Here is a 12301-nt window from a genome sequence, read left to right as displayed (position 1 = left end):
TCCTTTTAGGAGTTACTTGCAACCCCTAATTCAGACAAGCCCTTACACTAACGGAGTCACTATGCAAACAGAGTTTTTGATTATGCAAAATGCTGAACTCCGCAAAGAATTTGGGGTACGTCTCAAGGCGCTACGTAAGCAGAAGGGATGGCCTCAGAAAGAACTGGCTGGGAAAGTTGAGATCCGTTTTCAACAACTGAACAAGTACGAGAGCGGACTTAACATACCTCCCGCTGAGATGATGGTTAAGCTGGCTGATGTGTTAGGGGTCACTGTAGATTATCTGCTGACAGGCAATCCTGTTGAGGATTCACCGTTGGCTAACTCTCGATTATTTAGGCGTTTTCAGGTTCTGGAGCAACTGGCACAGGAAGATCAGGAAACAATTATCAAGATCATTGATGCCATGATCGCCAAGCAGCGTATGGAGTCGGCACTGTTGCCCGTTGATGAACCGGAGGGATAAAAATAGCGCGGCGCTGATGTGTTGAGACCACACCAACGCCGCTCACCACAAGCAACTAAAAGAGGTAGTTACTATGGCTAAGGCGCATTCTAGGCAAAACCGTGCCGTAAATAAAGCAACAAAAACAGAGCGTTTTTATACCGTGGGATATGTGCCGCAAAATGACAAGGCCAAAGCACCGCCTGCGATCCACCTGAAAGGGCAGTGGCTTAAGGCCGCCGGGTTCGATAAAGGTTGCACCCTGACCGTCAAAATTATGGATGGTTGTCTGGTGCTGATCCCTGACAGTGACGACACCCGCACCATCAAGCAACAGTACCAGCGCCAGCAAGACCAGCTTAGTGAAATTAAGCTGAGGATGCGGGAACTGATTGGCGATTATAAAGTACGCTGATATATACGGGTATTTGCCACGGTAATAACAATAAAGCCGGGGATTATAGAGGTCTCTCCGGCTTCTAATAATAGAACATCAAACGAACTCTAATATTTCGTAAGAGATTATTATTTTTTCAAGCAATTAATCTCCAGGCTTTATCCAATATTTTATTTTTTCCATTTCTCTCTCAATATCATCCATGTCATCCTCACCAATACCATTATTAAATTTTTCTGACATGATGGCTCTGATTTTCGCTAATCGATAAGTTATTTCTTTCTCATCAATAAAGCGAGTTGTTTCAGAACAATATTCTGCTTTTCTTTCATTACTGATATGTCCATCTGTCTCATCATAATAGTAACGAGCTATATTCCTTAAGGAAATGAGAATATACTCTACTTCTGATAAAATGTTTATAGCATCCGTTCCAGGTAACATTATTACTTCATTATCTTTAAGCATATTATTTCCTTTGAACTACTTTTGGATTTTTAAGTATAACATCGCCTTTAATCGTAAGTTCATCCGTATGATAACGGGGATTACGAACCCATTCTAATTTATCATTAGGTACATCTGTCTCAACATAATCACGACCTTTTCCCCTACCTATTTGATATTTATTTTCAGCTTCAACCTGATTTAGCGGTTTATTTTTTGCGGGTTCAACATAGACTCGATTGTTGTCTTGAGCCTTAATAACACCACTTTCTTCAATAGCTTTCGAACCTTTTCGATTTGTATAATGGCGTACCCTAGTACAATCCTCTTTAGCCAATCCCCACGGATCGATCCACATCATCGGATTAGGGGCATACGTGTATAAGTTCAGCCCGCCCCGTAACCCGATCGGGTCGGGCGTTATGAACCGACCTATTTCAGGGGCATAAAATCGATAAGTATTAAAATGCAGCCCCGTCTCTTTGTCAAAGTATTGTCCTGCATAGCGCAGGTTTTGTCGGAAGCCAAAGCCCTTCGATGACAGGGCTGGATCAGTGAAGTAAGCCAGCGGCGGGCCATCCAGTTCACCAAAAACGTTATATTTCCCCGCCCACGCAATTTTGCCGTCCTCGTCCGTCACTTCCAGCGGCGCTCCGTTGATATCGGTGTGATACCAGAAGTAATCGTGTATGGTTCCTCTCGTGACGATGCTGGCCAGCGGGGTGTAGCTGTCATGGGATTCGTAACAGTAGGTCTGCATTTCGCCGCTTTTCCCATCACGCTCCTGCAACAGTCGCAGACCATGCCAGACAAAATCGGTTTGTTCATAACGCGCCAGTCCATCAATCCCGATCTTCACCACCTTGCGGATACGCCGCCCAAGGGCATCATAATGATAACGCGCCGTGGTGTTGCCGATTACCGCCACGGTCAGGCGGTTGTCGCCATCATAGCGGTAATCCTGGGTTTCGCGCATTCTGCCCTCCCGGCGGGTTATGTTGCCGTGTGGGTCATGTTCATAGCGCCATTCTCGCCAGTGGTTCAGGCGGTCGCCCTGCGGCTCCATCGCCTTAGAAAATCCCCGCTCTTCCGCCTCACGCTTGAGTATCGCCTGCGGTTGCTCCAGCAGGTTATCCGCCCGGTCATACCACAACATATCATTATAAGCGCTGCCCCAATGCGTCACTTTTTTCAGGCGGCTTTCGGAGTCATAAAGATATTCGATCGTGCCCCGGTAATGATCTTCCATCACCTGCAATTCGTCCTGGGGATCGTAGAGCCACGCCCGCCACGGCTTACCCTCGCTGAGATAGGGCAGTGGCTCGGCATCGGCCTGTGTCAACGGCAGGCTGTACTGGCGGGTACAGCGCCCCAGGGGATCATAATCGCGCAGCTGAAACAGCCCGCCCTGCGTACGCCGTGTTTCTCGATGCAGCCGGTCGCGCTCAAATTCAGTAATGAGTTTCTGTTCATGCCGGATCGCACTCAGATGGCCGGAACCGTAGTAAAGCCAGCTTAAAGTGCCGCCCTGCGGCAATGTGAGAGCGGTCAGGTTATCCAGTTCGTCATAGCTGAACTGGAGGCAGTCGTCGCCGGTCTGCTCCCGAATGACCCGCCCCTGCGCGTCATAGCCAAAACGCACGGTGTTGGGCTCTATTCCCAGTTGTTTACCGTTGTCGTTCGGTTCACGACTGGCCTCCAGTAGCCTGCCCATGTTGTCCCACCGGTACTGATAAGTGTCCGTGTAGGTTTCCCGCTGAATCAACTGACCGGCCGCATCATAATGCTGGTGTACCCGACGTTCCGGGTACTGGAACACGCGGTCACCCATGCGCCGTTCGGTGCTCAACAAGCCCGCCGCGTTGTATTCGTACCGGATTAAGGTGTCGTCGGGACGGATTTCTTCGATTAAGCGCCCTTCGGCATCACGATTCAGCAAATAGCGGCCATCGTTGGCATTCTCAATTTTCACCAGATGCCCTTCAGGGCTGTACTGATAGCGAATTTGACGTTGCAGACGGTCTGTCGCACAGACCACCTGACCTGATGCATTGTATTCCCAGAAGCGGGGCGCATTCTCATTGCGCTGGTGATGGATAAGCTGACCCGCGCTGTCCCATGCCATGTGTTCCGTGGAGTCATCAGGATAGGTGATGAGGATTAACTGGCCGTTATCGTTATAGTCATAACTGACCGTTTCCATTAGCGCGTTGGTAAAGCGGCTCAGTCGGTTCTCATCGTCGTAGCGCCATGTACTGCTTTGGTCGGAACAGTCGGTGTGGCGAATCAACTGCCCCTGACCATTCCACATAAAACGGCTTTCCCCGCCTTTGGCATCCGTGACTTTGTAGGGACGTACCGTATTATTAAAGCCGTAGTGATAACAGGTGGTTTGCTTCAGTGGCGAGGTTTCACTCACCAGCCGCCCAAATTCATCGTAAGCCAATGCCGTTTCGGTGCCATCCGGCCAGAAGATAAAGGTGAGCCGGTCGGTATCATTCTGGTACTGCCAGCCGGTCTGGTTGCCGTTAGCATCAGTGAAACTTAGCTGGCGGCCGTGTTTGTCCCATTCACTCAGGCGGGTGTGGCCGTCCGCATCGGTGTAGCCGTTCGGCAGGCCAAATTCATCCCACAGAATATGGTGCTCCGTGCCGTTGCGGTCGAGGCAGTGAATGATGTGGTGCGCGTCGTTGAGGCGCCAAACCGTGCGGGTGCCGTCGTGCCAGTGTGCCGTGCGGGTGGCGTTCTCATTATCGTATTCCAGCCGATAGCCCGCCCCTTCACTGGTTTGCTGAGCAACCACACGCCACAGCTCTTCTTCAGTCTGCTCCCACTTATAATCACAGCGCAGGCCGCGCACGTCCTGATGCCATGCCATCACGCCGTGCTCTGTCCAGCCGAATTGTCGCTGGAGAGCGTCGTTACGATGGCTGACCCCCGTCAGTTGGGTGTTTTCATTATAATGGTAGCGGCAAAGCTGAATACGATGGCCGTCGTGCAGTTCGCGCCAGACGGCGGTAAGACGGGAGACAGTTTGGTTATCGTTTTCCATCATCACGTAATCGCAGTGCAGGTTAAGCCCGCCACTGCCCGTGATAGTGACCAGCTGATGCTGTTCGTTGTAATGGAAGCGCTGTTCGTTGCCGACATTATCGCGGATGTGGCTCAGGCAGCTGATGCCCTCGTCATCGAACACAGCATAGTGATAAACCAATTCGCCTGCGTCACGGATTTCCCAAGTGTTTTCCGGCGTGTGTACCAGGTTGCTTTGGGCATCAGGGCAGAAACAGCTATGTCCTGCCGGCACATCAGGAAATGGCACGATATCCCCGGCAGGAGAACGCCAAAGTAATCCGCCTTCCACGCGCGTGAGATGGCTTTCCCAGAACAGGTTCCAGCCCTGACCCAGTACACTGTCATACTGATAACGGCTCAGGTAGCTACGCTGCCAGTAGAGCGGCAGTTCAGCGTCAAAAACGAAGTCCAGCTCATCCTCATCGTTCAGGAATTTCTGACCGGCAATGACTTCCACCGGGTTCATAAGAATCCCCGCGACAGGAATAGCCACGGCAAGCGCCCCCAGCCGACAGGTGATTTTGCGGATTTTATCCGCGCCCGGTACCTTGCTGAACAGCTTCTGCAACGCTCCGGGGCCTTTAGCTGCTGCACCACCAAAACTGATTAACCCGGACGCAAACATTGTTAAATCGGAAACGGTATACGCCCATTTGGGGATTTCCGGCGCAATGTTTGCCGTCTGCGCCGTCCCGCCGCCGATGAAGACATTAGACGAACCGGTCATTACTGCCGCATCACAGACCGTTTTGTCTCCCACCCGCACCGCCGGATAGCCATTGATGAAAACGGAAGCAGAGCCTTCCGCCATCTGGCGAAGGCCATCCTCTTTACTGCACTCCACCTGACTCCGTGTCGCGATGGCGGCGGGTTTGCCGTTGATAAAGACATTGGGGGAGCCCCGGGTGATTTCCCCGCAGGGACTTCGCGACGAGGCCCCCGCAGAAACGCAGGCGTCACGCGCCATGTCGCCTAAATATCCTGCCGCCATGCCCACCACAATGGCGGCGCCTATCAGCAAAACGCCCACCCCGATACAGGATGTGGCCAATCCGGCGACAAAGAGGGCCCCCGTGAGCATGCCCCCGGCGGCTGAAATTAATGAACCGATGACGGTGCCTGCAACCAATCCCGCCATGGCGCTGGAATGGCCTATCGTGTCTCCGAGCCGTGCGGCTTCTGGCATCGCGCCCCCTCCCTAGAAGTGGAAACTGTTCAGGCAGTCATCCAGCCACTGCCGTTGAGCATCAGTGAACGCCTGTTGGGATGACAGGGTGAAAATCAGCGTTTTTTTCTCATCCAGCAGGAATACCGCCTGATATTGATAAACTTGCTGCCCCTTTTTGGGCCGATAACGGGAGAGCAGTGCCGTGCCTTGCAGCAGGTTATCGCCCAGCGTCGCGGGCTGTTCTTCCAATAATTGCCAGTCGCGCAGACCGTTTTTCAGCAGACCTTTCTGACGGGTGAGGTAACTGGAGAGATCTTCGCCTTCGACTAACTGATCACGCGAGATATTCAGCGCGGGTGCATCGGGAGCGATAATGATGTTTACGGTCTGTTCCTGATAGCCTTCCGGCAACGAAATGCTGCCTTCAGTGAACCGACAACGTGGGCGATTGTCCATTTTTCTTTAGTCTTATTTAATCATTAAGTGATGTTATTAATACATTAAGCATGCTTGTCCGGTGAGGTGAGTTAGCCGAATGCTGATGAAGTAACAACGTTGGCATCAGCACCGTTAATCCACCGCCGTCGCAGACAACCTAAATTGATAACACCGACTGAACAGAGTAGAGAGGTATCCTCTTCTCAGTCATTAATAAAGATACAGAATCAATAATATTATCCGCTTAATATTCAGGCAAAAGGTTATAACAAAAAATCGGCGATGTCTTGATGATTAGGCGAATTAATCCCCCATGAATTTAATAAAACGTGATTTACATCACAAAATAATGCCAATAATCTCGCTGAAAATCCGTCTTAATGAATTAAGTAACTAAAATTTTATTAACTAAATTTCCCTTACTCGGTTTATAGACTTTGCATTAACCACCAGAAAGACTTAACTCTATATTTTTTATGATATTGAAAAAAATCAGGGATCATGGGCTATCTCATTAACCTCAGCTCAATCTGAACCAAATAAGCTTTTTATTCAACTCACAGGAGAAACCAATGTGGATATGGGAACAACCGAACTGGCTTAAATTCCATTGGAATGCCGACACAATTGTGCCATTACTGCGAGATGCGCATTTTACCCAAGGGTTGTGTAGGCAAATCCGATGATGAAGATGCCAAGCAAGCAACACTTGATAGCCTTCATCCAGCATACTCTATTCAAGCGAAATTGAAGGAGAAAGATTAAATGCGGCTTCTATACGTTCGTCATTGGCAAACAGATTAGGCATTACGGAAGAAAAACCTTATCCAACAATAGAAAAGAGTGACGGCTTTACAGTAGTCGCCCTTGATGTGATAGAAAATAGTGACTCCGATCTCACCCTTGATAGCCCCTTTTACCGCTCAGGGGCCGTCCTTTCCTAATTCAGAAATAAAATCAATAACGGACCATAACCGATTTCAGTTCAGTATAGTGCTCAATAAAAGCACTGCCGAATTCACGGCCAATACCTGAAGATTTCGTACCACCGAACGGTAATGCCGGATCAAGGAATGTATGCATATTGACCCAAACAGTCCCGGCTTCAATACGCGGGATCATACGCATAGCTTTGCTCAGCTCATTGGTCCACAAACTCGCCGCTAAACCAAACGGCGTGCTGTTCATCAACCCAATCAGCTCTTCCTCATCGTTATAACTGAGGAAAGTGCCTACAGGACCAAATGTCTCTTCCTTCATCAACGAATCTTCCGGGCTGTTAGCACGAATAACGGTTGGTGCTACAAAGCAACCAGGCCCTTCCAGAGCATAACCGCCATAAACAATTTCACTGCCTTCCTGACGGGCTTTATCAAACAGGGACAGTATCTTGTTATAGTGCTCTTTGTTCGCCAGCGGTCCCATTTCCGTTGATTCATCCAGCGGAGAACCAATGTTCATTGCAGCAAGTCTTTCAGACAACAATTTCAGCACTTCATCCATGCGGCCGGCAGGAATATAGAAACGTTCAGCCGCAGCACAAATTTGCCCTTGATTGAGATAACCCGCTTCCAGAACACCATCAACAATCTTTTCAGCAGACATATCTGGCAAAAACGCCGCACCGTTTTTGCCACCAAGCTCCAACGTAACGCGAGTCAATCCCTGTTCCATCGCTGATTTACCCACAGCAATACCGGTTGGCACAGAGCCGGTGAAAGTCACTTTGGCACACAATGGATGATTTATCAGCGCAGGACCTAATACCGAGCCTGAACCATTAACCACATTGATGACACCATCAGGAATACCCGCTTCTTTTGCCAATTCAGCCACCCTGAGCATTGTCAGTGGGGTGTATTCGCTTGGTTTCAACACAATGGTACAACCACAGGTCAGTGCAGCCGCCATTTTCCAGATGGCAACAATGATGGAGAAATTCCACGGAATGATCCCTGCCACAACACCAATCGGCTCACGGCGGGTAAACGCCGTATATTGTTCACCTTTAAAAGAGGGCAAAGAAACATTCAGCGTTTCACCGCTGATCTTACTTGACCATCCGGCAAAATAACGCAGGAACTGAACAGAAGAATCAATTTCCAGCATGCGGGACAATTGGATAGTTTTACCAGAGCAAACACTTTCCAATTGCGCCAGTTCTTCCCGATGTGCCAGTAATAAATCTGCCAGACGATTCAGGCAGTTACCACGCTCCATAGGTGAAGTTTGCGCCCACACACCATGAAATGCAGCATGTGCCGCTTGCATAGCCGCATTGACTTCCGCTTCACCGCCTTGATTCACTGCCGCAATAACTTCATCAGTCGCAGGGTTCACCACGGGAAATGTTTCATTCCCCTGACCATCGACTAACTGACCATGAATATAATGACCATGATTGCGTTGCAGAAAGGCCGTAACCTGCTGTAACAGGGTTATATCACTCATTACTTAACTTACCTCTGATCAAACGGGTGCTTTTTAACCTTTAACACAAGCCAGATAATGTTTCACAAAACGGTCTGCGGTCACTTCCCACAGCACTTCAGTTCCTTTCGCGGCAAACCAGGAATCCCCCGGATGATATTCAACTGTCTCACCAGTTTTCACATCGGTCAGTTTTACCGAGCCTTCCGAGACGGTTGCGTGCTCATCAAACGGATACACCATACTGAATTTTCCACGGGTACAGGCGAAAATGCCGCAAGTCAGGTTATCAGTCGGTTCACCAAATATCATTGCAACACTGGCCTGCGGATCACCTTCCACAACGGTAGAACCCAGATTGCTTACGCTACCAATGTCCAACAGTTCAGGCAGTGATTTGTTCAGTAAAAGTGATTTAATCATGATGTTCTCGCTTCAAATAAAAGAATTTATAAATCGTTCAGTGAATGCTATTGATACCGAAAATCTCGATAACTTAACGGCGGCCTTTCCAGTACCCTGACGTTTGATGCCAAATCTTGCCCGCCGACACCATCAGATGTCTCAACGTATCTTTGCCAATAATGTTCGCATGAGGAATTGAGCTCATCAGGTTATAACGCTCAGATCCTTCACTTATCCCCTCCGCCAGGACCTTACAAACGATATGGCTTGGCGTTACGCCAAAGCCGGAATATCCCTGCACGTAGAACACATTATTATGCTGCGGCAAAGAGCCGATTTGCGGGAACAGGTTGGCGCTGCAACACAATGGTCCTCCCCATGCCAATTCAATTTTCACATCTTTCAGATAAGGGAAAACCTTCAGCATCAAATGACGGTTCCAGGCTTTCAGATCTGATGGAATGTGTTCAATTAAAGGTGTTGTACTGCCGAACAACAGGCGGTTTTCGTTAGTCACCCGGTAGTAATCGATAACCGGACGAATATCACTGTATGCACCACGGATCGGGCTGATTTTTTTGATCAAATCATCCGATAATTCTTCCGTCATTAGCTGGAAGGCATAAGTGTTAATGGTCTTCTTGTAGATGTACGGCTCAAGGCCATTGAGGAAACCGTTACAAGCCCACAGCATTTTATTGGCGCGAACAGATCCCATCGAGGTACGAACTGTCACCCTAGAACCATATTCAACATTCAGCACCTGGCTGTTTTCAAAGATTTTTACGCCAAGTTCTGTCGCGGCTTTAGCTTCACCCAATAACAGGTTCAGGGAGTGAACATGCCCGCCGCCCATATGCTTCAACGCACAGGTATAGACATCAGAACCCACAACCTTTTTCACATCAGAGCCGGTATACAGCTCAATTTCTTCATCAGGAGAAACCGCCTGGAAATCTTTCAGCCAGCCACGTAACGTTTTCTCCTGCCGCTTATTGAAGCCAAGATAACCATAACCACGGCAGAGATCGGCATCAATGTTATATTTCTCAATACGATCACGAATAATACCCGCGCCGAGGTTGCTGATCTTAAAGATCGTCTCCAGCCCTTTTTCACCAACATGCCGCTTGATCACTTCCAGATCATGACCAATACCCGCCATAACCTGACCACCATTACGGCCAGTACCACCATAGCCAAGATGACGCCCTTCCAGAATAGCAATATTGGTGATGCCTTTTTCCGCCAGTTCAAGCGCGGTATTGATACCGGAAAATCCACCGCCGATAATGACAACATCCACATCCAGATCTTCTTTTAATATCGGAAAACGAAGATCATATTTCTTGGTCGTTGCATAATAAGTTAATGAATCAACATTATTGTTCATGTGATACTCCAATTAGCATCTGACATAATCACCGGATTATCTGTAGTGCGAAGTCACATCACCATGTCCCTTTAGGGATATTTGCAACACTGTATTAACAATTGTGACTCAAGCGAAATAACGCACAGGAGGCGTCAAAAACAAGCTAAACAGCTCTGCTTGTGATCTGATTTGCAGTTTTTGATAAATATTTTTCCGGTGGTTTTTCACTGTTCCAGTACTGATAAACAGTTTCTCAGCAATCTGTGGAGATCCTTTACCTTGCAATATCAATTCAACAATCTCACATTCTCTTGGCGTCAAAGCATAACGAGCCTGGGTATCTAGACAAACCATGTCGGCAGAAGAGGCTTGCTGCATCATTCCACCATGTAACCGGGCGACACTGCGAATAATTTCCAGCGCTGTTCTCAGGTTTTTCTGGTGCTGTTTTTGTATGAAAAATGGCTGATTTTCATTACCAAAAAACAGGCCAAGCTGCCTTTGAGGAGAGAGTTTCAGCAAAACGCCCGCTTCATCCCGCCAGCCGGTTTTACGATAAAAATTCAGATAGTAATCAGTATGATAAAATCCAGTAGGAACGAGTTCCCGTAAGGTAAGCAGATCAGTCTCAGCACCCTTTACCAAAGCCTGATAGAAAGGATCTTGCAGATAAGCACCCTGTTGATAAATCTGGTTTACCGCATCGCTGTTCTTCTTCTCTGCTTTACTTAAACAACGCGGAGGCGCGCCTTGCTCGAAGGCATAGACAATGGCGTTATCAAAGGGAATAAATTGTTCCAACCAGTTAAGTAGATTAGGATAAAATTCACTGGTTGCCACAGATTCAATTACTGCTGACAATCTATCCACATGAATATCCATTCCAGCCCTCGCAATTATTAAGAAATTAACAATAAATCCGAAGTAGATATTGCCCGCCAATTCCATAGCGAAACTATATAAGAATCACACTTAAACTGGTTATACAACTCAATTGTTGTTTATATGCCAATAAAATCACAATTATGAAGCATTTTATTAATTATTTATGAGAACCCTCACGCAGACCTAAGATCTCATCACGGAATAGATTTTTTAACTGGATTATTCTCATTTTTTATATCACTTTTTCTAGTAAGGAGTAAAAATGACCACCAAGAAAATTATTCTTGATTGCGATCCGGGACATGATGACGCGATTGCGATGTTACTGGCACATGGCAATCCTGATATTGAGCTATTAGCCGTCACCACTGTTGCCGGTAATCAGACATTGGATAAAGTCACTCGCAACGCGCTGGCGATAGCGCATATTGCCGGTATTAACGGGGTGCCCTTTGCCGCAGGCTGTCATCGCCCATTGGTCCGTGATCTCGAAACTGCACCGGATATTCACGGCGAATCGGGTCTGGGAGGCGTGAAACTCCCGAAACACTCACGGACGCTTGATCCCCGTCACGCGACGGATCTGATCATTGATACCATCATGTCTCATCCCCCCAAAACAGTAACACTGGTTCCTGTCGGCAGTCTGACCAATATTGCTCTCGCTGTCCGTAAAGCACCACAGATCGTCGAGCGGGTAAAAGAAGTTGTCTTAATGGGAGGCGGATATCACACGGCTAACAGAAGTGCAGTTGCAGAATTCAATATCAAAGTTGATCCAGAAGCAGCACATATTGTTTTCAATGAAAAATGGCCGCTGACAATGGTTGGCCTGGATCTGACACATCAGGCACGAGCCACACCAGAAATCACGAAGGCGATTTCACGTATCAATACCAACGCTTCCCGGTTTGTCGTGGACATGCTGGAGTTCTACGGCAAAAGTTATCAGGAGAGACACGGCTTCAATTGCCCTCCAATACATGATCCTTGTGCTGTCGCTTATGTAATCGACCCTACGGTGATGACGACACAAAAAGTGCCGGTCAATATTGAACTGAACGGCACTTTAACCGTCGGTATGACCGTGGTGGATTTCCGTCTTCCGCTACCAGAAGATTGCCACACCCAAGTTGCAGTCAAATTGGATCAACAGCGATTCTGGCAATTGATCATTGATGCGTTGAGCAACATTGGCGATACCTGCAATTAAGGTGGAAAATCATTTCAGGTATA

The 12301-nt window shown here is 48.1% G+C and carries 10 protein-coding genes and 1 pseudogene; 4 read left to right on the top strand and 7 right to left on the bottom strand.

What is annotated here, in order from left to right; translation table 11 throughout:
* Positions 1-61 precede the first annotated feature (61 nt).
* Together VY86_RS05080 and VY86_RS05075 are read left to right on the top strand one after the other, a co-directional pair.
* The gene (locus VY86_RS05080; RefSeq protein WP_046974161.1) at positions 62-466 is read left to right on the top strand and encodes a helix-turn-helix domain-containing protein; all 405 of its coding nucleotides are present in this window, start codon (positions 62-64) and stop codon (positions 464-466) included.
* Positions 467-539: 73 nt separating this feature from the next.
* Complete coding sequence (locus tag VY86_RS05075; RefSeq protein WP_046974160.1) at positions 540-860, top strand: SymE family type I addiction module toxin; 321 nt, start codon at positions 540-542, stop codon at positions 858-860.
* A 126-nt stretch (positions 861-986) separates the two neighbouring features.
* On the opposite strand, the gene VY86_RS05070 is transcribed toward VY86_RS05075, so the two are convergent.
* The 3 genes from VY86_RS05070 to VY86_RS05060 are packed head-to-tail and all read right to left on the bottom strand — an operon-like array spanning position 987 to position 5988.
* Positions 987-1310, bottom strand: coding sequence for a hypothetical protein (locus VY86_RS05070; protein ID WP_046974159.1), 324 nt, complete (start codon positions 1308-1310; stop codon positions 987-989).
* A 1-nt stretch (position 1311) separates the two neighbouring features.
* Positions 1312-5550: an RHS repeat-associated core domain-containing protein gene (locus tag VY86_RS05065; protein WP_158019911.1), complete on the bottom strand. Its 4239-nt coding sequence runs from the start codon at positions 5548-5550 to the stop codon at positions 1312-1314.
* A gap of 12 nt (positions 5551-5562) precedes the next feature.
* Positions 5563-5988 carry a DcrB-related protein gene (locus tag VY86_RS05060; protein ID WP_046974158.1) on the bottom strand — a complete coding sequence of 142 codons (426 nt, stop codon included), beginning with the start codon at positions 5986-5988 and terminating at the stop codon, positions 5563-5565.
* A gap of 554 nt (positions 5989-6542) precedes the next feature.
* On the opposite strand from VY86_RS05060, the pseudogene VY86_RS24520 reads away from it, so the two are divergent.
* A pseudogene (locus VY86_RS24520) lies at positions 6543-6914 on the top strand (DUF4172 domain-containing protein).
* 13 nt (positions 6915-6927) lie between these two features.
* On the opposite strand, the gene VY86_RS05055 reads toward VY86_RS24520, so the two are convergent.
* The 4 genes from VY86_RS05055 to VY86_RS05040 form a co-directional block, all read right to left on the bottom strand.
* The gene (locus VY86_RS05055) at positions 6928-8421 is read right to left on the bottom strand and encodes an aldehyde dehydrogenase family protein (protein ID WP_046974157.1); all 1494 of its coding nucleotides are present in this window, start codon (positions 8419-8421) and stop codon (positions 6928-6930) included.
* Between the two features lie 33 nt (positions 8422-8454).
* Positions 8455-8823, bottom strand: a complete 369-nt coding sequence (locus VY86_RS05050) for a cupin domain-containing protein (protein WP_021324684.1) — start codon at positions 8821-8823, stop codon at positions 8455-8457.
* 73 nt (positions 8824-8896) lie between these two features.
* Positions 8897-10198 carry an NAD(P)/FAD-dependent oxidoreductase gene (locus VY86_RS05045; protein ID WP_046974156.1) on the bottom strand — a complete coding sequence of 434 codons (1302 nt, stop codon included), beginning with the start codon at positions 10196-10198 and terminating at the stop codon, positions 8897-8899.
* A gap of 108 nt (positions 10199-10306) precedes the next feature.
* On the bottom strand, positions 10307-11062 hold the full coding sequence (locus VY86_RS05040; RefSeq protein ID WP_046976720.1) for a response regulator transcription factor: 756 nt from the start codon (positions 11060-11062) through the stop codon (positions 10307-10309).
* 265 nt (positions 11063-11327) lie between these two features.
* On the opposite strand from VY86_RS05040, the gene uriH reads away from it, so the two are divergent.
* Complete coding sequence (gene uriH, locus VY86_RS05035) at positions 11328-12278, top strand: uridine-preferring nucleoside hydrolase UriH (protein ID WP_046974155.1); 951 nt, start codon at positions 11328-11330, stop codon at positions 12276-12278.
* Positions 12279-12301 lie beyond the last annotated feature (23 nt).

This window comes from Photorhabdus thracensis (genome assembly GCF_001010285.1).
Lineage (GTDB): Bacteria > Pseudomonadota > Gammaproteobacteria > Enterobacterales > Enterobacteriaceae > Photorhabdus > Photorhabdus temperata.
Note: the sequence above shows the minus strand (reverse complement) of the source record. Positions and strands in the feature narration are given on the sequence as shown.

Excerpts from the sequence above, each read along its gene's own strand:
- VY86_RS05080 (WP_046974161.1), top strand. The coding sequence starts at position 62 with ATGCAAACAGAGTTTTTGATTATGCAAAATGCTGAACTCCGCAAAGAA.
- VY86_RS05075 (WP_046974160.1), top strand. The coding sequence starts at position 540 with ATGGCTAAGGCGCATTCTAGGCAAAACCGTGCCGTAAATAAAGCAACA.
- VY86_RS05070 (WP_046974159.1), bottom strand. The coding sequence starts at position 1,310 with ATGCTTAAAGATAATGAAGTAATAATGTTACCTGGAACGGATGCTATA.
- VY86_RS05065 (WP_158019911.1), bottom strand. The coding sequence starts at position 5,550 with ATGCCAGAAGCCGCACGGCTCGGAGACACGATAGGCCATTCCAGCGCC.
- VY86_RS05060 (WP_046974158.1), bottom strand. The coding sequence starts at position 5,988 with ATGGACAATCGCCCACGTTGTCGGTTCACTGAAGGCAGCATTTCGTTG.
- VY86_RS05055 (WP_046974157.1), bottom strand. The coding sequence starts at position 8,421 with ATGAGTGATATAACCCTGTTACAGCAGGTTACGGCCTTTCTGCAACGC.
- VY86_RS05050 (WP_021324684.1), bottom strand. The coding sequence starts at position 8,823 with ATGATTAAATCACTTTTACTGAACAAATCACTGCCTGAACTGTTGGAC.
- VY86_RS05045 (WP_046974156.1), bottom strand. The coding sequence starts at position 10,198 with ATGAACAATAATGTTGATTCATTAACTTATTATGCAACGACCAAGAAA.
- VY86_RS05040 (WP_046976720.1), bottom strand. The coding sequence starts at position 11,062 with ATGGATATTCATGTGGATAGATTGTCAGCAGTAATTGAATCTGTGGCA.
- uriH (WP_046974155.1), top strand. The coding sequence starts at position 11,328 with ATGACCACCAAGAAAATTATTCTTGATTGCGATCCGGGACATGATGAC.